Source organism: Streptomyces sp. NPDC059832 (assembly GCF_042731715.1).
Classification (GTDB): Bacteria; Actinomycetota; Actinomycetes; order Streptomycetales; family Streptomycetaceae; genus Streptomyces.
Window position 1 is genome coordinate 352,552 of sequence record NZ_JBHWIY010000003.1, and the last position, 20,440, is coordinate 372,991.

The 20,440-nt window shown below is 70.5% G+C and carries 18 protein-coding genes; 6 read left to right on the forward strand and 12 right to left on the reverse strand.

The window, feature by feature from the left end:
• Nucleotides 1–140: 140 nt before the first annotated feature.
• The 11 genes from ACFV8T_RS06850 to ACFV8T_RS06900 form a co-directional block, all read right to left on the reverse strand.
• Entirely contained in the window at nt 141–596 is a 456-nt protein-coding gene (locus ACFV8T_RS06850; protein ID WP_385325275.1) for an MscL family protein, read from the reverse strand.
• A 94-nt stretch (nt 597–690) separates the two neighbouring features.
• Nucleotides 691–2,301, reverse strand: coding sequence for an NADH-quinone oxidoreductase subunit N (locus ACFV8T_RS06855; protein ID WP_385325276.1), 1,611 nt, complete (start codon nt 2,299–2,301; stop codon nt 691–693).
• Nucleotides 2,298–3,845, reverse strand: coding sequence for a NuoM family protein (locus tag ACFV8T_RS06860; protein ID WP_385325557.1), 1,548 nt, complete (start codon nt 3,843–3,845; stop codon nt 2,298–2,300). Before ACFV8T_RS06860 ends, ACFV8T_RS06855 begins: the two co-directional genes overlap by 4 nt.
• Nucleotides 3,846–3,872: 27 nt before the next feature.
• Complete coding sequence (locus ACFV8T_RS06865) at nt 3,873–5,873, reverse strand: NADH-quinone oxidoreductase subunit L (RefSeq protein WP_385325278.1); 2,001 nt, start codon at nt 5,871–5,873, stop codon at nt 3,873–3,875.
• Entirely contained in the window at nt 5,870–6,277 is a 408-nt protein-coding gene (gene nuoK / locus ACFV8T_RS06870; protein WP_385325279.1) for an NADH-quinone oxidoreductase subunit NuoK, read from the reverse strand. Before nuoK ends, ACFV8T_RS06865 begins: the two co-directional genes overlap by 4 nt.
• The gene (locus ACFV8T_RS06875) at nt 6,277–6,858 is read right to left on the reverse strand and encodes an NADH-quinone oxidoreductase subunit J (RefSeq protein WP_385325281.1); all 582 of its coding nucleotides are present in this window, start codon (nt 6,856–6,858) and stop codon (nt 6,277–6,279) included. The genes nuoK and ACFV8T_RS06875 overlap by 1 nt, the downstream gene beginning before the upstream one ends.
• Nucleotides 6,855–7,463, reverse strand: coding sequence for a NuoI/complex I 23 kDa subunit family protein (locus tag ACFV8T_RS06880; protein WP_385325282.1), 609 nt, complete (start codon nt 7,461–7,463; stop codon nt 6,855–6,857). The genes ACFV8T_RS06875 and ACFV8T_RS06880 overlap by 4 nt, the downstream gene beginning before the upstream one ends.
• Nucleotides 7,463–8,431: a complex I subunit 1 family protein gene (locus ACFV8T_RS06885; RefSeq protein WP_266415574.1), complete on the reverse strand. Its 969-nt coding sequence runs from the start codon at nt 8,429–8,431 to the stop codon at nt 7,463–7,465. The genes ACFV8T_RS06880 and ACFV8T_RS06885 overlap by 1 nt, the downstream gene beginning before the upstream one ends.
• Entirely contained in the window at nt 8,428–9,756 is a 1,329-nt protein-coding gene (locus tag ACFV8T_RS06890) for an NADH-quinone oxidoreductase subunit C (RefSeq protein WP_385325284.1), read from the reverse strand. The genes ACFV8T_RS06885 and ACFV8T_RS06890 overlap by 4 nt, the downstream gene beginning before the upstream one ends.
• The gene (locus tag ACFV8T_RS06895; protein WP_385325286.1) at nt 9,753–10,406 is read right to left on the reverse strand and encodes an NADH-quinone oxidoreductase subunit B; all 654 of its coding nucleotides are present in this window, start codon (nt 10,404–10,406) and stop codon (nt 9,753–9,755) included. The genes ACFV8T_RS06890 and ACFV8T_RS06895 overlap by 4 nt, the downstream gene beginning before the upstream one ends.
• Entirely contained in the window at nt 10,397–10,798 is a 402-nt protein-coding gene (locus tag ACFV8T_RS06900) for an NADH-quinone oxidoreductase subunit A (protein WP_385325288.1), read from the reverse strand. The genes ACFV8T_RS06895 and ACFV8T_RS06900 overlap by 10 nt, the downstream gene beginning before the upstream one ends.
• Nucleotides 10,799–10,967: 169 nt before the next feature.
• Between ACFV8T_RS06900 and ACFV8T_RS06905 the strand changes: the two genes are divergently transcribed.
• The 6 genes from ACFV8T_RS06905 (at nt 10,968) to ACFV8T_RS06930 (ending at nt 19,980) form a co-directional block, all read left to right on the forward strand.
• Nucleotides 10,968–12,185, forward strand: coding sequence for a sensor histidine kinase (locus ACFV8T_RS06905; protein WP_385325290.1), 1,218 nt, complete (start codon nt 10,968–10,970; stop codon nt 12,183–12,185).
• Nucleotides 12,186–12,415: 230 nt separating this feature from the next.
• Entirely contained in the window at nt 12,416–13,771 is a 1,356-nt protein-coding gene (locus ACFV8T_RS06910) for a sensor histidine kinase (RefSeq protein WP_385325291.1), read from the forward strand.
• Between the two features lie 133 nt (nt 13,772–13,904).
• Nucleotides 13,905–14,579, forward strand: a complete 675-nt coding sequence (locus ACFV8T_RS06915; RefSeq protein WP_323180027.1) for a response regulator transcription factor — start codon at nt 13,905–13,907, stop codon at nt 14,577–14,579.
• Nucleotides 14,580–14,905: 326 nt separating this feature from the next.
• The gene (locus tag ACFV8T_RS06920; RefSeq protein ID WP_385325293.1) at nt 14,906–16,861 is read left to right on the forward strand and encodes a 2-oxoacid:acceptor oxidoreductase subunit alpha; all 1,956 of its coding nucleotides are present in this window, start codon (nt 14,906–14,908) and stop codon (nt 16,859–16,861) included.
• The gene (locus ACFV8T_RS06925; protein WP_385325295.1) at nt 16,854–17,912 is read left to right on the forward strand and encodes a 2-oxoacid:ferredoxin oxidoreductase subunit beta; all 1,059 of its coding nucleotides are present in this window, start codon (nt 16,854–16,856) and stop codon (nt 17,910–17,912) included. Before ACFV8T_RS06920 ends, ACFV8T_RS06925 begins: the two co-directional genes overlap by 8 nt.
• A 112-nt stretch (nt 17,913–18,024) precedes the next feature.
• Nucleotides 18,025–19,980 (forward strand): APC family permease, encoded by a 1,956-nt coding sequence (locus ACFV8T_RS06930; protein WP_385325297.1) that lies wholly within the window; start codon nt 18,025–18,027, stop codon nt 19,978–19,980.
• 99 nt (nt 19,981–20,079) lie between these two features.
• On the opposite strand, the gene ACFV8T_RS06935 is transcribed toward ACFV8T_RS06930, so the two are convergent.
• Nucleotides 20,080–20,424 (reverse strand): winged helix-turn-helix transcriptional regulator, encoded by a 345-nt coding sequence (locus ACFV8T_RS06935; protein ID WP_385325558.1) that lies wholly within the window; start codon nt 20,422–20,424, stop codon nt 20,080–20,082.
• Nucleotides 20,425–20,440 lie beyond the last annotated feature (16 nt).

Below are 20,440 nucleotides of genomic sequence, written 5' to 3' on the forward strand. Positions count from 1 at the left end.
AGGTCAACGCGAGGCGAGAGGAGCTAGTTCCCTTGTGCGCGCCGCCGCAGGGCAGGGCCTGTCCGGCACTTGCGGGCCGGATCAGGCTCTGGGCCGTACGGGTCAGTGGCTGTGCGCGTGCCGGTCCGGTGCCCGGTGGCTCAGCGCTGGGCGGGGAGGCCGGCGACCGCGAGGGCCTCGGGGTCCGGCTTGATCTCACTGGTGCAGTGGGCGCAGCGGGAGGCGATGGCCGGGATCTCGGTGAAGCAGCGGGGGCAGTCGCGCAGGGCGGCCTTGATGTCGACCTTCTCCGCCTTGGCGAAACGGTTCTGGACCTTCGCCATGGGAACCACGACGCCGAAGTAGAGGACCGCGGCGGTGATCAGGAACGCGATGGCGGCGGCCAGGAACTTCCCGTACGGGAAGATGGCGCCCTCGACCGAGAACTCCGCCGAACTGAAGTCTCCGACGGAACCGGTGGCGAGGCCGATCAGTGGGGTGATGAAGGCCGTGCTGAAGCCGGTGACGACCGCGGTGAACGCTGCTCCGACGGCCAGCCCGATGGCCATGGAGATGACGTTTCCACGCAGGATGAAGTCCTTGAACCCGTTCAGCACTGCTCTTGCTCCTCTGGAATGCGTATGTGTGGGGGGTGTGCGGGCAAGACCTTGCCCTGTACGGGCCGTCCCGGGCAAACCGATCTTCGGTATGTCAGAAGAGATTGACGGCGGCGAACCTGAGGACCGTCTGCGGAGCGCCTGAGAGCACCACACCGGCCACGGCGGTGAGCGTGATCGCGGCGGTGAGGGAGGCCGGGGCTGCGTGCCTGGTGGGGGCTGGTGCGGAGCCGTTCGCCGAGGTCTCTTCGCGGGCCGCCGCCGGGGCTCCTTCCGGAGCCTCCTCCGGGGCGCGGAAGAGCGTCGCGGTCCACTGGAGGTAGTAGTAGAGCGCGATCACGACGTTGACGGCCATGACGACGGCGAGCCAGCCGAGTCCGGCGTCGACGGCCGCGGAGAAGACCGTGACCTTGGCGAAGAGGCCGATGATGCCGGGCGGCAGGCCCGCCAGGCAGAGCAGGAAGAAGGCCATCGCCAGGGCGGCGAGGGGTCGGGTGGCGTACAGGCCGCGGTAGTCGGTGATCCGGTTGCCGGGGCTGGTACGGGCGACCAGGGCGGCGACCGCGAAGGCCCCGAGGTTCACGACGGCGTACATGAGGGCGTACGCGACGGTGGAGCCGATGTGCTCGTCGCTGGAGTACGCGGCGGCGGCGATCGGCACCAGCAGGTAGCCCGCCTGGGCGACGGACGACCAGGCGAGCAGGCGCACGGCGCTGCGTGCCCGGCCGGCGTTCTGGCGCAGGGCGGCGACGTTGCCGATCGTCATGGTGAGCGCGGCGATGACGGCGAGGGCCGGTCCCCAGACATCGGCGTACGCCGGGAACGCGACCACGGTGACGAGGATGAGGCCGGAGAAGCCGACCGCCTTGCCGACGACCGAGAGGTAGGCGGCGATCGGCAGGGGGGCGCCGATGTACGTGTCGGGAACCCAGAAGTGGAAGGGCGCGGCGGCCGTCTTGAACGCGAAGCCGACCAGGGTGAGGGCGACGCCCGCCTTGGCGAGGGTGTCGAGCTGACCGGGTACGTCGTCGAGCCGGGCAGCGATCTCGGTGAGGTGCAGGGTGCCGGTGGTCGCGTACACGAAGCTGACGCCGAGGAGCATGACGGCGGTCGCGACGACGGAGGAGAGGAAGAACTTCAGGGCGGCCTCGGAGGACCGCCGGTCGCCGCGCTTGATGCCGACGAGCGCGAAGGCGGGCAGCGAGGCGACTTCGAGGGCGACGACGAGGGTGGCGAGGTCGCGGGCGGCGGGCAGCAGTGCGGCGCCGGACGCGGAGGACAGCAGCAGGAACCAGAACTCGCCGGCGGGGAGCTTGCGGGTGTCGCCGAGCGAGAGCAGGGCGGTGAGCAGCGCGCCGCCGAGCACGAGGGCCTGGATGACCAGGGCGAAGTGGTCGGCGGTGTAGCTGCAGGCGTCGGCGGAGCCGGATCCGGTGGCCGCCGCATTGAGGCAGAAGGTGGAGCGGTCGCCGTCGCGCAGCGGGACGAGGAGGGCCAGGGCGGCGACGAGCCCGGTGATGGTCAGCGCGCCGAGGAGCGGTTTGCGGCGCTCGGGCAGGAAGAGGTCGGTGACCAGGACGATCAGCGCCATGGCCGCGACGACGACCGGGGGTGCGATCGCGAGCCAGTCGACGGACTGGATGAGGCTGGTGGTGCTCTCGGCCGCGATGGTGACGAGGTCCGGGGTGACGACGGCTGTGGTCACGACTTGCCTCCTGCGAGGAGCTTCTGCACGGCCGGGTCGGTGAGGCCGAGGAGGGCGGCGGGCCACAGACCGGCGAGGACGGTGAGCGCGGCGAGCGGGGTCCAGGCGGCGAATTCGTATGTCTGGACATCGGCGAGCTGCGGCTCTTCGCGCCTCTCACCCATGCAGACCCGGCGTACGACCATGAGCATGTACGCGGCGGTGAGCAGGGTGCCGAACGCGGCGATCGGCATGAAGGTGAGGAAGGCGGGCCGGCTGAGGCCGTCGGCGGGGTCGAAGGAGCCGAACAGGGCGAGCATCTCGCCCCAGAATCCGGCGAGGCCCGGCAGGCCGAGAGAGGCGACGGCGGCGAAGGCGAGGAGGCCGCCGAGGCGGGGGGCCCGGCCGTAGAGCGCGGCTCCGGTGGCCCCGGAGAGGGTGTCGAGGTCGGCGGTGCCGTACCTGTCCTTGACCGCGCCCACGAGGAAGAACAGCAGGCCGGTGATGAGGCCGTGGGCGATGTTGGCGAAGAGCGCGCCGTTGACTCCGGTGGGCGTCATGCTCGCGATGCCGAGGAGCACGAAGCCCATGTGTCCGACGGAGGAGTACGCGATCAGGCGCTTGAGGTCGCCTTTGGAACCGGGGCGGACCAGCGCCAGGCAGGCCAGCGATCCGTAGATGATGCCGACGACCGCGAAGGCGGCGAGGTAGGGCGCGAAGGTGTGCATCCCGTCGGGGGCGATGGGGAGCAGGATCCGGACGAATCCGTACGTGCCCATCTTCAGCAGGACGCCCGCGAGGAGGACCGAGCCGACGGTCGGGGCGGCGGTGTGGGCGTCCGGCAGCCAGCTGTGCAGCGGCCACATCGGGGTCTTCACGGCGAGCCCGATGCCGATCGCCAGAACGGCGATGACCTGCACGGACGAGGTGAGCCCACGGCCGTTGTCAGTGGCGAGTGCCACCATGTCGAAGGTGCCGCTCTTCAGTCCGATGAGGAGCAGGCCCAGCAGCATGACGACCGAGCCGAGCAGTGTGTAGAGGATGAACTTCCAGGCGGCGGCCTGCCTCTGCGCACCGCCCCAGCGGGCGATGAGGAAGTACATCGGGATGAGCACCATCTCGAACGCCAGGAAGAACAGCAGCAGGTCGAGGACGGCGAAGGTCGCGAGGGTGCCGGACTCCAGGACGAGCAGGAGAGCGACGAAGGCCTTCGGGGAGGGGCCCGCGGGCAGCTTGAAGTAGCTGTAGAGCGCGCAGAGGAAGGTCAGCAGCGCGGTCAGTACGAGAAGGGGGAGCGAGATGCCGTCGATGCCGAGATGGATGCGGACGTCGAGCGCCGGGATCCAGCTGATGTCGGTGGTGGCCTGCATCTTCGACGGGTGGTCGTGGTCGAAGCCCGCGGCGAGGACGATCGCGGCGACGAGGATCGCGCCGGTGACGGTCACACCGTGGCGGAGCACGGCCTGGTCGGGGCTGGTTCCCTTCAGTCCCGGCGGGGCCGGCAGCAGGGCGGCCACGGCGCCGACGAGCGGGACGCCGACGATGAACGCGAGAAGGAACTGCATCACGGATTCACTGATATCGATCACGGCTCACGACCCGGCGTTGGTGTTGGCGAAGACGACGGCGGCGATCACCAGGACCAGGGAACCCGCGAGCAGCGCGCCGAGGTAGGTCTGCACGTTGCCGGTCTGGGCCCGGCGGACGGCGGTGCCGAGCCAGCGTGCGCCGGTGCCGGAGCCGCGTACGTAGGTTTCGACGACCTCGCGGTCCAGGAAGCGGACGAGGCTCGCCGCGGCCTGGACGGGGCGGACGAACAGCGCCGTGTACAGGGCGTCGAGGTGGAAGCCGGCGGCGGCGTGGTGGTGGAGCGGGCCGAGCAGCAGGCGGCCGGGGTCGGCTGGGTCGGGGGCGTCCCCGTCGGCTCCGTAGGCGGCGGTGTGTGCCGTCATGGCCTGGGCCTCGATGAGGGCGGGTTCGGCTTCGGGGTGCGCGACGACGGTGCCGACGGGGGTACGGGCGGCGAGCGCCGAGGTGTGGCGCCAGGCGCCGTAGGTGACGAGGCCGCCGACGAGGCCGACGCCCGTGGAGAGGACGGCGGTGGTGACGGTCGGGGTGAGGCTGTGGCCGTCGAACCAGTCGGTGATCGTGCCGACGGTCAGTCCGAAGGCGATGGTGGGGACGGCGAGGACCCAGAGGACGGCGGTCATCGCGACGGGCTGCCTGCCGTGGTCGGGGGCCTCGGCGCCGCGGCCCCGGAAGGCGAGGAGCCAGAGGCGGGTGGCGTACGCGGCGGTGAGGACGGCGGCGAGCAGTCCGGCGACGAGTACGGTCCAGCCGGCGGCGGCCGGGGCGACGTGCCGTTCCCCGAGCGCGGTGTGCTCGGCGGCGACGAGGACGGCTTCCTTGGAGAAGAAGCCGGCGAACGGGGGGATGGCGGCGAGCGCGAGCAGGGCGACGGTCATCGTCCAGTAGGCGTCCGGGATGCGCTTCGCCAGGCCGCCCATGCGGGACATGGCGGCCAGCGAGTTGGTCCCGGCGGCGTGGATGACGACGCCGGCCGCGAGGAAGAGGACGGCCTTGAACGCACCGTGGGAGAGGAGGTGGAAGACGGCGGCCCCCCGGTCGCCGACGGCCAGGGCACCGGCCATGTAGCCGAGCTGGCCGATCGTCGAGTAGGCGAGGACCCGCTTGATGTCGTCCTGGGCGAGGGCGGCGAGTCCTGAGCCGATCATCGTGATCGCCGCCATGACGGCGAGCACGACGAGCGCCGCGCCGGACTGGGCGAAGACGGGGAGGAGCCGGGCCACGAAGTAGATACCGGCGGCGACCATCGTCGCTGCGTGGATGAGCGCGGAGACGGGGGTGGGGCCGGCCATCGCGTCGGGCAGCCAGGTGTGCAGGGGGAACTGCGCCGATTTGCCGGCGACGCCCGCGAGGAGCAGCAGGGCGATGAGGGTGGGGTGGTCCAGGCCGCCGTTGGCGACGGCGCCCAGGATGCCGGTGATGCGGAAGGTGCCGGTGTCGGCGGCGAGCGCGAACAGGCCGATCAGGAAGGGGACGTCGCCGAGCTTGGTGACCAGGAAGGCCTTGAGGGAGGCGGCGCGCGCCTCGGGCGTCTCCCAGTAGTGGCCGACGAGGAAGTACGAGCAGATGCCCATGATCTCCCAGCCGACCAGGAGCACCATCAGGTCGCCCGAGTAGACGACGAGCAGCATCGCGGAGGTGAAGAGGGAGACGAGGGCGGCGTACGAGGGGTAGCGGGGGTCGTCGCGCAGATAGGCGGTCGAGTAGATCTGCACACAGGTCGCGACGAGCCCGACCAGGACGGCGACGAGGACCGCGAAGCCGTCGAGGTGCAGGGCGAGGTCGATCGGGACCGAGCCGGTGGGGGTGAGCTGGGTCGCGGCGTCGATGGCCCGGCCGCCGCCCTGGCGTGCGGCGACGACGACGGCGATGACGGCGGCGGCGAGGGTGGGCAGTACGGCGAGGGGCCGTACGAAGCCGGGGGCGGTGCGTCCCGACAGGAGGCCGGCCGCGGCGCCCAGGAACGGAAGGAGGGGGACGAGGACGGCGAGGGTCGTGGTGGTCACGCGGTGGCCTCTGCCTTCTTTGCCTTCCCTGCCGCAGCAGTGGCCTGGTCTTCGGTGCCGGTGCCGGACTCGTCGTCCGGGAGGGCTTCGGCGGCGTCGGTCTCGGCGGTGTCGCGGAGGCGGTCGACGTCCGAGCTGCCGCGGTTGCGGTACACGGCGAGGACGATCGCCAGGCCGATGCCGATCTCCGCCGCCGCGATGGCGATGGTGAAGAGGGTGAGGGCCTGGCCGGAGTGCAGGGCGTCGCGGAGCCAGACGTCGAAGGCGACCAGGTTGAGGTTGACGGCGTTGAGCATCAGCTCGACGGACATCAGGACCAGGATCGCGTTGCGACGGGCGAGCACTCCGTACAGCCCGGTGCAGAAGAGGAGGGCGGCGAGCACGGCGGGATAGGCGAGGTGCATCAGCTCTGCTCCTTACCGCGCTTGCGGGACAGGACGATCGCGCCGACGAGGGCGGCGAGCAGCAGGACGGAGAGTGCTTCGAACGGCAGCACCCAGTGCCGGAAGAGGAAGGAGCCGGTCACGTCGGTCGAGCCCCGGGCCGGTCCGTCCAGGTCGATCCAGGTGGTCCGGAAGGCGTCGACCACGACCCAGACGAGCGCGCCGGCGGAGGCGACCGCCACGGCGAGCGCCGCCCAGCGGTTGCCCGAGTCGGCGTCTGGGGAGCGGCCGATGGGGGCCCTGGTGAGCATCAGCCCGAAGAGGAGGAGGACGACCACGGAACCGACGTAGATCAGTACCTGCACCCAGGCGATGAACTCGGCGGTGAGCAGGAGGTACTCGACGGCGAGACCCCCGAGCGCCACGACCAGCCAGAGGGCGGCATGCACCAGCTGCTTGGTCGTGACGGTGACGACGGCCGCGCCGAGGGCGGCGATGCCGACGAGGACGAAGGCGATCTCGATGCCGGTCGGGGAGAGGAAGCCGGAGTGGACCGGCTGGGCGGCGAGGGCGGTGTGGGCCGCGGTGCCTGCGAGTGTCACTCCTCCCCCTCTGCTTCGCTCTGGTTCTGCTGGGTTTCCTGAGTCTGCTGCGCCTGCTGTGCCTGTTGGGCTTCCTGGGCACGCTGGGCTTCGAGTTTCTCCGCCGTCTTGCGGGCGGCGGCGATCTCCTTCGGCTCCTCGGCGCCCGGGTCGAGCGCCGGCGGTTCCGGCACCGTCCACATCCATGCGCGGAGCTTGTCGCGCTCATGGGTGAGTTCGAGGATGTCCGTCTCGGCGTACTCGAACTCCGGCGACCAGAACAGCGCGTCGAAGGGGCACACCTCGATGCAGATACCGCAGTACATGCAGAGCGAGAAGTCGATCGCGAAGCGGTCGAGGACATTGCGGCTGCGCTCGCGGCCGCCCGGGGTCGCGGCCGGCACCGTCTCCTTGTGGGAGTCGATGTAGATGCACCAGTCGGGGCACTCACGGGCGCAGAGCATGCAGACCGTGCAGTTCTCCTCGAACAGCGCGATGACGCCGCGGGAGCGTGGCGGGAGCTCGGGCTGGACGTCCGGGTACTGCGCGGTGACCGTCTTCCTCGTCATCGTCCGCAGGGTGACGGCCAGGCCCTTGGCCAGGCCGGAGCCGGGGATCGGGGGCATCAGCTGATCGCCACCTTCACGATGCCGGTGAGCGCGATCTGCGCGAGAGCGAGCGGGATGAGCGTGGTCCAGGCGAGCTTCTGCAGCTGGTCCTCGCGGAGCCGGGGGTAGGACACCCGCAGCCAGATGACGACGAAGGCGAGGACCGCGGTCTTGAGGAGCGTCCAGACCCAGCCGAGTCCGTCGGCGCCGAACGGGCCGTGCCAGCCGCCGAGGAAGAGAACGGTGGTCAGTCCGCACAGGACGACGATGCCCGCGTACTCGGCGAGCAGGAACAGGGCGAAGCGCAGGCCGGTGTACTCGGTGTACGCGCCGAAGATGATCTCCGAGTCGGCGACCGGCATGTCGAACGGCGGGCGTTGCAGCTCCGCGAGTCCGGCCACGAAGAAGACCAGCGCGCCGACGATCTGCCAGGGCAGCCACCACCACTCGAAGGCATCGAGGATGCCCGGGAGGGAGACGGTGCCGGCCGCCATCGCGACGGAGGCGGCGGCGAGCAGCATCGGCAGCTCGTACGCGAGCAGCTGGGCGGCGGTACGGAGGCCGCCGAGGAGGGAGAACTTGTTCGCCGACGCCCAGCCGGCCATCAGCGAGCCGAGGACTCCTACGCCCATGACGGCGAGCACGAAGAAGATGCCCGCATCGACGACCTGGCCGACCGCGCCCTCGCCGGGGCCGATCGGGATGGCGACGAGTACGAGGAGGTACGGGAGCAGCGCGACAGCCGGCGCGAGCTGGAAGATCCGGCGGTCGGCCTCGGCCGGGACGATGTCTTCCTTCTGCGCGAACTTCACGCCGTCCGCGACGAGCTGGGCCCAGCCGTGGAAGCCGCCGGCGTACATGGGGCCGAGGCGGCCCTGCATATGGGCCATCACCTTGTGCTCGGTCTGCCCGACGACGAGCGGGAGGACCATGAACACGGCGAAGACGATGACGAGGCGGAGGGCGACGTCCAGTACGTCGTTCACGCGGTATCGCCTCCGGCGGGGGTCTCTGGGGTTTTCGGGGATTCCGGGGATTCCGGAGATTCCGGGTGCGCCGAGGGGTCGGGGCGGTTCGCGGGGGTGGTCTCGGTATCGGTATCGGGGGTGGCGTCGGTGTCGGTGTCGGTGTCCGCGTCGGGGGTGCCGCTGCGCTGGGCCTCTCCCCTACCCGCCCCTTCCCGAACCGGGGGCTCCGCCCCCGGACCCCCGCTCCTCAAACGCCGGAGGGGCTGAGAAGTACCCGGGTCCGGAGTGGCCCCGCCAAGACCGGGAGTGGCCGGGTCCGGAATGGTCTCGTCCGGCTGGGAAGCACCGGAGTCCGCACCCGCACCCGCGTTCGCGTCGAACGCCGGGCGGGCGTGGTGCCACGGGGCATCGCTGGTTCCGGAGCTCGGCTCCGCTGCTCCGGTACCCGCACCCGTATCGGTCCCCGTACCCGTCCTGGTGCCCGTACTCGGCTCCGTTCCCGCACCCGGCGCCGCCGCCTCCGCCTGTCGGCTCGACGGCTGCTGGCTCGCCGAGCCCTGGGACGCGCTCCGGGTACGGCGCGGGGTCGTGGTCCGGGGTGTCGCCTCCGTACCCGCGCCCGCTTCCGGGGCCGCTGCGGTCGCTGCTGCCGTCCGCTGGGCGGCCGAGCCCTCGCTGGCGCTGCGGGTGCGGCGCACCGGGCGGTCGCCCGCCGCTCGCGGGGTGCGGGCCGGGCGGGACGGGGCGGGCGGGAGCTGGCCCTTCAGGGGGCCCCATTCGTTCGGGTCGGGGACGCCGGGCGGCAGCATCGTGCGCCGCTTCGGGCCGCCGTGCTCCGACTCGCCCGGCTCCTTCGCCCCGGGCCAGGCCTTCGCGACGCGCGCCGCCAGCACGAAGTCCTTGCGCAGCGGGTGGCCCTCGAAGCCCTCGGGCAGCAGCAGCGGCACCAGGTGCGGGTGGCCCTCGAAGCCGATGCCGAACATCTCGTGCGTCTCGCGCTCGTGCCAGGCGGCGCCCGCGTAGACGTCGATCGCGGTGGGAAGGACCGCCGCCTCGTGCGGAACGGTCGTACGGATCATGAGCCGACGGACCTTGCCCTCGGCCAGGGCCGCGACATGGGCGCAGACCCGGAAGCCGGTGCCCGGTTCGTCGACCGCGCTCAGCCAGTCGAAATACGTGCAGCCCAGCCGGTCGCGGGCCGTTTCGAGGGCGGCGGTCCAGGCGGCGGCCGGTACGTCGACGGTCAGCAGGTCGTACGCGTACTCCGCCGTCGCGTCCTCGCCGAAGAGCTCGGCGGCGGCGTCGGGCAGGCGGCCGTAGGCGTCGGCAGGGGTGGTGGTCATGCGCGGTCCTTCCCCGGGGCCGGGGCCGACGCCGGGTTCTGCGGGGGCGCGACCAGGCCGCTGCGCAGGGCGGCGGTGGAGGGACGGCTGCCGCCGCCCGTCGCGTACCGCTCCCCCAGCGACTCCCGGGCGATCTTCTCCTGGAGCTTGAGGATGCCCTGGAGCAGCGCCTCCGGCCGGGGCGGGCAGCCGGGGACGTAGACGTCGACCGGGATGATCTGGTCGACGCCCTTGGTCACCGAGTACGAGTCCCAGTACGGGCCGCCACAGTTGGAACAGGCGCCGAAGGAGATGACGTACTTGGGCTCGGGCATCTGCTCGTACAGCCGCTTCACCGCCGGAGCCATCTTGTCCGTCACCGTGCCGGAAACGATCATGAGGTCGGCCTGGCGCGGGCCGGGCGCGAACGGGATCACGCCGAGCCGGATGAAGTCGTGCCGGGCCATGGAGGCGGCGATGAATTCGATGGCGCAGCAGGCGAGCCCGAAGTTGAAGACCCAGAGGCTGTAGCGGCGGCCCCAGTTCAGGACCACCTTCATCGGCTCGGGCGCCAGGCGCGACAGGACGCCGAGCCGCTTGGGCTCCGGCAAGAAGGTCGGCACGGGCTGCGGTTCGGATCCCTCGTCGGCCCGCGGGCTGGTCACGTCCATTCGAGGACGCCCTTCTTCCATGCGTAGAGCAGTCCTACGGCCAGGAAACCGAGGAAGATGAACATTTCGACCAGCGTCGTCGCCCCGTATCCGGGTGCGGCGAATACGGTCGCCCACGGGAACAGGAAGATCGAGTCGACGGCGAAGATCACGTACAGGAAGGCATAGACGTAATAACGCACCTGCGTATGTGCCCATCCTTCACCCACCGGATCCACGCCGCACTCGTACGTCAGGAGCTTTTCCGGCGTCGGGACCACGGGGCGCAGCAGTCGGCCGGCCCCGAAGGCGACGGCGACGAACAGCACACCGATCACGGCGAGCAGTCCGACCACTGAATAACCGTGGAAGTAGTCCGCCGCGAGAACGGTCGATTCCGGCAGGTCCGCCACGTCCGCCCCTCGCTCCCTGGAATCCGTCCGGTGATCTGTACGCACGGGAGTCTAGGCCCTGTTAAAGAGACGGTAAGCAGCCGCGTCGGACAAGGGGTGGGGTTATCCCTACTTCACCTCACCCATGAGCCCCATGGCGTGCGCCGGTCCGGCCCGGCAGGCTGGGCGTATGACCATGAGCCCCCAGGTGCCGGACAACGACCGGCCACCGCCCGCCCGCCTCATCCTCGACCGTTGGACCTGGAAGGAGATCGGCCATCTGCTGGCCAATCTCCCCATGGCCATTGCCGGGTTTGTTTACACGGTTGTCATGATCGCCGTCGGCGTGGGGCTTGCGGTCACGGTGATCGGTCTGCCCCTGCTCGCCCTCGGGCTGCACGGGGCGCGGCTGATCGGCAAGGCCGAGCGGGGCCGGGCGCGGGCGATGCTCGGGGTGCGGATCGACGAGCCGAGCCCGATGGACCTGTCCCGCCGGGACAAGGGGTTCTTCTCCTGGCTGTGGTCGAGCATCAAGGACCCGGTGGGCTGGCGGACCGTGCTGTACTCCTTCATCCGGCTGCCCTGGGGCATACTCACCTTCGCGGTGACGCTCGTGAGCCTCCTCGTGCTGTGGCCGGTGCTCCCCCATGTCGCGCGGCTCCTCAGCAACGTGGACCGGTCGATGGTGCGCGGGCTGCTCTCGCCCTCCGACGAGCTGGAGCGCCGGATCGCCGAGCTGGAGTCGGACCGGGGGGTGGTCGTCGACACGGCCGCCGCCGACCTGCGCCGCATCGAACGCGACCTCCACGACGGCGCCCAGGCCCGCCTCGTCGCCCTCGCCATGGGCCTCGGCCTGGCGAAGGAGAAGCTGACCGACGACCCCGAAGCCGCGGCCCGCATGGTCGACGAGGCCCACGGCGAGGTCAAGGTCGCCCTCCAGGAACTGCGCGACCTCGCCCGCGGCATCCACCCCGCCGTCCTCACCGACCGCGGACTCGACGCCGCACTCTCCGCCATCGCTTCCCGCTGCACCGTCCCCGTCGCAGTGAGCGTGGATCTGCCGGGGCGTCCCGCGGAGGCGATCGAGGGGATCGCGTACTTCACGGTCTCCGAGCTGCTCCAGAACGTGAGCAAGCACAGCGCGGCGCGTTCGGCGTCCGTCGAGGTGTGGCGCTCCGGGGAGCGGCTGATGCTCCAGGTCACCGACGACGGACGGGGCGGGGCCCGGATGGACGGCGGTACGGGAATGGCGGGGCTGGCCGAGCGGCTGGGCGCCGTCGACGGGCTGTTCGTCCTCGACTCACCGGTCGGCGGACCCACGACGGTCACTGCGGAACTGCCCTGGCGGGACCGTGAGCAGCGGAAGGACACGGAGCCGAGCAATACGGGGGCGGCCGAGCGCCGCTAGCCTCACCCGGTCGAGCGTCGCCAGTACAGCCCGTCCGAGCGCCACCGGCCTCCCCGGCCGGGCACCGCCAATACAGCCCGTGCATGGCCGTACGTACGCCCCCTCCATGGTGGGGGAAACCCCCGGCCGAAGAGGGATACCCCCCTCATGGTGGGCAGGCCCGCGAAGCAGCACCCTTGTCATAACGGCAACAGACCGCTGATGAAGATGAGAAGAAACGGACAGCACTCATGGCCACGGCATACGGACCGGACACTCGGGACCACCAGCGGTCCGGAGCCGGCTTCGGGGACCATCCCCCGGTGAAGCACTTCTTCCCCGCCGCGCTGCGCGCGCCCGTCGAGGGCAGGACCTGGCGCGAGCTCACGTACCTGCTGCTGAGCCTGCCGATCAGCGTGGTCCTGTTCTGCCTCTCGATCACCCTGACGACGCTGGGCGTCGGCATGCTGATCACCTTCCTCGGCGTTCCGATCCTGGCCGGTGCGCTGGCCATGTGCCGCGGCTTCGGCGCGATGGAACGGGCACGGGCGCGCGGGCTGCTGAAGGTGGACGTGGCGGCCCCGGCGCCGGTGCGCGGCAGGACCGGCGGCCTGATGTCCTGGATGGGCGCGATGCTCAAGAGCGGAGCGTCCTGGCGGCATCTGCTCTACACACTGCTGCACATGCCGTGGGCGATCTTCGCCTTCTCCGTCGCGGTGACGTTCTGGACGATCGGGTGGACCGCGTTCACCTACCCGCTGTGGCGCTGGGTCTTCCCGGCGTACACGGGTCAGGGCGGCATTCAGCTGTACAGCGACCGGGCCCATGACGTCCGCCTCGACTCCTCCGTCGAACTGGCCCTGACCAGCGCGGTCGGCCTGGTGTTCGTCCTCGTCACGCCGTGGATCATCCGTGGCCTGGTGGGCGTGGACCGGGTCATGGTGGCCGGGCTGCTCGGGCCGTCCCGGCTGGCGACCCGCGTCTCGGAGCTGGAGTCGGACCGGGGGGTGGTCGTCGACACGGCCGCCGCCGACCTGCGCCGCATCGAGCGCGACCTCCACGACGGCGCCCAGGCCCGCCTCGTCGCCCTCGCCATGGATCTGGGCCTGGCGAAGGAGAAGCTGACCGACGACCCCGAAGCCGCGGCCCGCATGGTCGACGAGGCCCACGGCGAGGTCAAGGTCGCCCTCCAGGAACTGCGCGACCTCGCCCGCGGCATCCACCCCGCCGTCCTCACCGACCGCGGACTCGACGCCGCACTCTCCGCCATCGCCTCCCGCTGCACCGTCCCGGTCAACGTCGAGGTGGACCTGGCCTCCCGGCCGGCCCAGGCGATCGAGGGCATCGCGTACTTCACGGTCTCCGAGCTGCTGCAGAACGTGAGCAAGCACGCACGGGCGACCCGCGCGTCGGTCGATGTGTGGCGGGCGGCGGACCGGCTGATGCTCCAGGTCACCGACAACGGGCGCGGCGGCGCCGATGTCTCGTCGGGCAGCGGGCTCGCCGGGCTGACCGAGCGGCTGGAGGCGGTGGACGGCGTCCTGGTCGTGGATTCCCCGCAGGGCGGCCCCACCCGGGTCACGGCCGAGCTGCCGTGGCGCGGCTGAGCACGGCCGAGCACAACTGAGCACGACTGAGCACGACTGAAGTCCACCCGGTGGCCGAGGACAGCAGGGCGCCGATGCTGGGATGCTGGAGACCGTAGATGCGGGACCAGCGAACAGTGGGGGATACGGCTTCATGGTGGAGGACAGGGTGCGAGTAGTCATCGCCGAGGATTCGGTGCTGCTCCGGGAAGGACTCACCCGGCTGCTGACCGATCTGGGGCATGACGTCGTCGCCGGAGTGGGGGACGCCGAGGCGCTGATCAAGACGGTGAGCGATCTGGCGGGGCAGGACGCGCTGCCCGATGTGGTGGTCGCCGATGTGCGGATGCCGCCGACCCACACCGACGAGGGTGTGCGGGCGGCCGTGCGGCTGCGGAAGGACTATCCGGGGATCGGGGTGCTGGTCCTTTCGCAGTACGTCGAGGAGCAGTACGCGACCGAGTTGCTGGCCGGGTCCAGCCGGGGCGTGGGATATCTGCTGAAGGACCGGGTCGCCGAGGTCAGGGAGTTCGTGGACGCGGTGGTCCGGGTGGCGCAGGGCGGGACGGCGCTGGACCCGGAGGTGGTGGCGCAGCTGCTGGGCCGGAGTCGTAAACAGGACGTCCTGGCCGGGCTGACGCCGCGCGAGCGCGAGGTGCTCGGTCTGATGGCGGAGGGGCGGACGAACTCCGCGGTGGCCAGGCAGCTGGTGGTGAGCGACGGTGCCGTGGAGAAGCACGTCAGCAATATCTTCCTGAAGCTGGGGCTGTCCCCCAGTGACGGGGATCACCGCCGGGTGCTGGCCGTTCTGACCTACCTGAACTCCTGATGAACTGACACTCTGTCAGGTACCTGGTGGAGGTCACCGCGGGGGTCGGCCACGGCCGCCGCGGTGACCGGGGCGGGGTACCGGTACCGATGAACGTCACCGGGGTCCCGGACAGGACCTAGCACCAAAGGATGAGTGCACAGCGTCTTCATCGAACGACTTGGGGGCTTGCGAAACATGACAAATCGGTATCAAATCGCGTCCCAAAATGACGTCCACCATCTGATCGGTCCAGGGAAGGCGACCCTTACCGACGTAGGGTGGGCATGGGGACCGCCGGCGGGCCGGCGGGACCCGAGCCGCCGCCCCGAGGGAGGTCCAGTTCAGTGACCAGCCAGGTCAGTAGCCCAGCCGAACAGGCCGATGAGGCCAGCGAGGCGCTCGTCGGGGGACAGCGTGCCCCCCGCTCCGATCATGCGGGCGCCGGCGAGAAGGAGATCCGCCGTCTCGATCGGGTGATCATCCGCTTCGCGGGTGACTCCGGAGACGGTATGCAGCTCACCGGTGACCGCTTCACTTCGGAGACCGCTTCGTTCGGGAACGATCTTTCGACGCTGCCGAACTTTCCCGCCGAGATCCGCGCCCCCGCAGGGACCCTGCCGGGGGTTTCTTCGTTCCAGCTGCATTTCGCGGACCATGACATCCTCACGCCGGGGGACGCGCCGAACGTCCTGGTCGCGATGAATCCGGCCGCGTTGAAGGCGAACATCGACGATGTGCCGCGCGGGGCGGAAATCATTGTGAACACCGATGAGTTCACCAAGCGGCCGATGGCGAAGGTCGGCTACCCGACCAGTCCGCTGGAGGACGGGTCGCTGGACGGCTACAACGTGCATCCGGTGCCGCTGACGACGCTCACGATCGAGGCGCTGAAGGAGTTCGGGCTCTCCCGCAAGGAGGCCGAGCGGTCGAAGAACATGTTCGCGCTGGGTCTGCTGTCGTGGATGTACCACCGCCCGACCGAGGGGACCGAGGCGTTCCTGCGGGCGAAGTTCGCGAAGAAGCCGCAGATCGCAGAGGCGAACGTGGCGGCGTTCAGGGCCGGATGGAATTTCGGGGAGACCACGGAGGACTTCGCGGTCTCCTACGAGGTGGCGCCGGCCTCTCAGGCGTTCCCTGCGGGTACGTACCGCAATATCTCGGGGAATCTCGCGCTGTCGTACGGGCTGATCGCCGCGTCCCGGCAGGCGGATCTGCCGCTGTATCTGGGCTCGTACCCGATCACTCCGGCCTCGGACATCCTGCACGAGCTGAGCAAGCACAAGAACTTCGGGGTGCGGACCTTCCAGGCGGAGGACGAGATCGCGGGGATCGGGGCCGCGCTGGGGGCCGCGTTCGGCGGATCCCTCGCCGTGACCACCACCTCCGGGCCCGGGGTGGCGCTGAAGTCGGAGACGATCGGGCTCGCGGTCTCCCTGGAACTGCCGCTGGTCGTGATCGACATCCAGCGCGGCGGCCCGTCCACCGGCCTGCCCACCAAGACCGAGCAGGCCGACCTGCTCCAGGCGATGTACGGGCGCAACGGCGAGGCCCCCGTCCCGGTCGTGGCCCCCAGGACCCCGGCCGACTGCTTCGACGCCGCGCTCGACGCCGCCCGCATCGCCCTGACCTACCGCACCCCCGTCTTCCTGCTCTCCGACGGATACCTGGCCAACGGCTCCGAACCGTGGAAGATCCCCGGGACCGACGAGCTGCCGGACCTGCGGGTCCGGTTCGCGACCGGCCCCAACCATGAACTGGCCGACGGCACCGAGGTGTTCTGGCCCTACAAGCGCGACCCGCACACCCTGGCCCGGCCGTGGGCGGTGCCCGGCACCCCCGGCCTCGAACACCGCATCGGCGGCATCGAGAAGCAGGACGGCAGCGGCAACATCTCCTACGACCCGGCCAACCACGACCTCATGGTCCGCACCCGCCAGGCCAAGATCGACAACATCGAGGTCCCCGACCTCCAGGTCGACGACCCCGCCGACGCCAGGACCCTGGTGCTGGGCTGGGGCTCCACCTACGGCCCCATCACCGCCGCCGTACGCCGGCTCCGCGCGGCCGGCACCCCCATCGCCCAGGCCCATCTGCGCAACCTCAACCCCTTCCCGAAGAACCTCGGCGACATCCTCAAGCGCTACGACAAGGTCATCGTCCCCGAGATGAACCTCGGCCAGCTCGCCACCCTCGTCCGGGCCAAGTACCTCGTCGACGCCCACAGCCACAACCAGGTCAACGGCATGCCGTTCAAGGCCGAACAGCTCGCGACGGCACTCAAGGAGGCCATCGATGCCTGACACCAACCAGCTCCTGCACCTGGTGCCCAAGGCCGAGGCCGAGCAGTCCATGAAGGACTTCAAGTCGGACCAGGAAGTCCGCTGGTGCCCCGGCTGCGGCGACTACGCCGTCCTCGCGGCCGTCCAGGGCTTCATGCCCGAGCTCGGTCTCGCGAAGGAGAACATCGTCTTCGTCTCCGGCATCGGCTGCTCCTCCCGCTTCCCGTACTACATGAACACCTACGGGATGCACTCCATCCACGGCCGCGCCCCGGCCATCGCCACCGGGCTCGCCTCCTCCCGCCGCGACCTGTCCGTCTGGGTCGTCACCGGCGACGGCGACGCCCTGTCCATCGGCGGCAACCACCTCATCCACGCCCTGCGCCGCAATGTGAACCTCAAGATCCTCCTGTTCAACAACCGGATCTACGGCCTCACCAAGGGCCAGTACTCCCCCACCTCCGAAGTCGGCAAGATCACCAAGTCCACCCCGATGGGCTCCCTGGACGCCCCCTTCAACCCGGTCTCCCTGGCCATCGGCGCGGAAGCATCCTTCGTCGCCCGCACCATCGACTCCGACCGCAAGCACCTCACGAGCGTGCTGCGCGCGGCGGCCGACCACCCGGGCACGGCGCTGGTGGAGATCTACCAGAACTGCAACATCTTCAACGACGGCGCGTTCGAGGCCCTCAAGGACAAGGAACGCGCCCAGGACGCCGTCATCCGCCTCGAACACGGACAGCCCATCCGCTTCGGCACCGACAACACCAAGGGCGTCGTCCGCGACCCCGGCACCGGCGACCTCCAGGTCGTCACCGTCACCCCGGAGAACGAACAACAGATCCTGGTCCACGACGCCCACGCGGCCTCCCCGACCACCGCCTTCGCCCTCTCCCGCCTCGCCGACCCCGACACCCTCCACCAGACCCCCATCGGCGTCCTGCGCGACATCGACCGTCCCGTCTACGACACCCTCATGGCCGACCAGCTCGACACCGCCGTCGAACAGCACGGCAAGGGCGACCTCGCCGCCCTCCTCGCCGGCAACGACAACTGGACCGTCGTCGGCTAGTTCCTCCCGTCCGGATCTCGTTTGGATCCTGCCGTCGCCGGACGGGCTGAATTTCGGCCCGTCCGGCGATTGCGTACCGGGGGTGCGGCCGGCCACCGCGCACGATGTGGCCATGAGCCTCGACCGTCCCGTGTACCGCATCAAGCGGCGTCTGCTCGGCAAGCCGCTCACCACCGAGCGCATCAGCGAGGAGAAGCTGAACAACCGGACGGCGCTCGGGGTGCTCGCCTCCGACTGCATCAGTTCGTCCGCGTACGGCTCCGAGGAGATGCTCCGGGTTCTCGTACCCGTGGTCGGAGCCGCCGCCTTCACCCTTCTGATGCCGGTGACCGGCGCGATCCTGCTGGTGCTGCTGCTCCTGACGCTCTGTTACAGCGATGTCGTCATGATCTACACCCGGGCCGGCGGGTCCTATGTCGTCGCACGGGAGAACTTCGGGCCGAACGTCGCGCAGATCGCCGCCGTGGCACTGCTCGTCGACTACATCGTCACCGTCGCCGTCCAGGTCTCGGCGGGCACCAACGCCCTGATCTCGCTCGCGCATCTGGCCGGCGGCGAATTCACCGGCCTCGACCACCTCCAGCTCCCGGTCTCCGTCGGCGTCATCGCGCTGCTCGCGTACGGGAATCTGCGCGGGATCCGCGAGGCGGGCCGGGCCTTCGCGCTGCCCGCCTATCTCTTCATGGCCGCCGTCGGTCTCGTCCTCGTCGTCGCCGCGGTGCGCGGGCTCACGGGCGAGCTGCCGCGCGCCGATCTGCACGCCGCCGGGGTCGTACCGCTCGGCACCCCGGGCAACGGCTGGCTCTACGGCGCCTCGCTCTTCATCGTGCTGCGCTCGTTCGCCAACGGCGGCTCGTCCCTCACCGGGCTCGAAGCGATCTCCAACGGCATCTCCGCGTTCCGCGAACCGCAGGGCCGCAACGCCCGCCGCACCCTGATCACCATGAGCTGCGTGCTCGGCGTCCTGGTCCTCGGCGTCTCCACGCTGGCGCACTTCACCCATGCCGTCCCCTACACCGACGGCACTCCGACGGTCATCGCGCAGGAGGCCCATCTCGCCTTCGGCGGCGGGCCCATCGGGACGGCCGGGCTGGTCTTCGTACAGCTGGCGACCGCGCTGGTCCTCTACACCGGCGCCAACACACCGTTCACCGGCTTCCCGTTCCTCGCCAGCTTCGTGGCCGAGGACCGGTTCCTGCCGCGGCTGCTGACCCGGCGCGGGCACCGGCTCGCGTTCTCCAACGGCATCATCGCGCTGACCGTCGTCTCGCTGGCACTGCTGCTGGCCACCGGGGCCAGCGTGGACAAGCTGGTGGCGCTGTACGCGATCGGCGTGTTCACCGCCTTCACCATGGCCGGAGCCGGTCTCACCGCGTACCACCTGCGGCGCCGGGAGCGGTTCCGCCGGCTCAGGATCACGGTCAACGGGCTCGCCGCGGTCATCTCGGCCGCCGTCGTGCTGATCTTCGCGGTCACCAAGTTCACCGAGGGCGCCTGGCTGGTCGTGGTGGTCTTCCCGCTCGGTGTGTGGGCGCTGATGCGGATCAACCGCGAGTACCGGCGCGAGGCCGCGGTGCTCCAGAGCCTCCAGCCGGCGGGGGCCGACCGGCCCCTGGGCCTGCGCCATCTGGTCTTCGTCCTCGTCGAGACGCTGGACCTGGCGACGATCAAGGCACTGCGGTACGCGCACGAACTGCACCCGGACGAGATCCGGGCCGTGCACTTCGCGATCGACGAGGCGCACGGCAGACAGCTGGCCGCCCAATGGGAGGCGACGGCCGCCACGTCCGTCTCCCTGGAACTGGTGGCGTGCCCGGACCGGCGGCTGCGCCACGCGATGAAGGAGCTCGCCACCCGCACCACGGAGGACGGACGGACCTCGCTGACGGTGCTGGTGCCGCGACGGATGTACGCCAATGTGCTCGGGAAGCTGCTGCACCGGGGCACGGGCGAGCAGATGGCAAAGGCGCTGGGGCAGTTGCCGCACGTGGCGGTGACGATCCTGCCGTTCGACGTATCGCGCGCCCTGCGCACTCTGGAGGAGGGTCAGGAGCCTCAGCCGGACTGACCGTGCGGGCCGTACGGGGCGTACGGGGCGTACGGGGCGTGCGCCTCAGCGGGAGCGACCGTGCGGGCCTGCGGGGCGTGCGCCTCAGCCGGACTTGCTCTACGGGGCGTGCGCCTTCCGTTCGTCGTACGTCTCGCGCGCCGCCCGCACCGCGTCCAGGCGGTGTTCGGTCCAGCGGGCCAGCGCCCACACCTGCTCGGCTGCCTCCCGGCCCAGGTCGGTGAGCGTGTAGTCGACCCTCGGCGGGATCACCGGCTTCGCGTCCCGGTGCACGAAGCCGTCACGCTCCAGCGTCTGAAGGGTCTGGGCCAGCATCTTCTCGCTGACGCCGCCCACCTCGCGGCGCAGCTCGCTGAAGCGGTACGAGCGCTCCAGCAGGGCGGCGAGGACGAGGACGCCCCAGCGGCTGGTGACATGTTCGAGCACCAGCCGGGAGGGGCACATCGGCCGGTTCACGTCG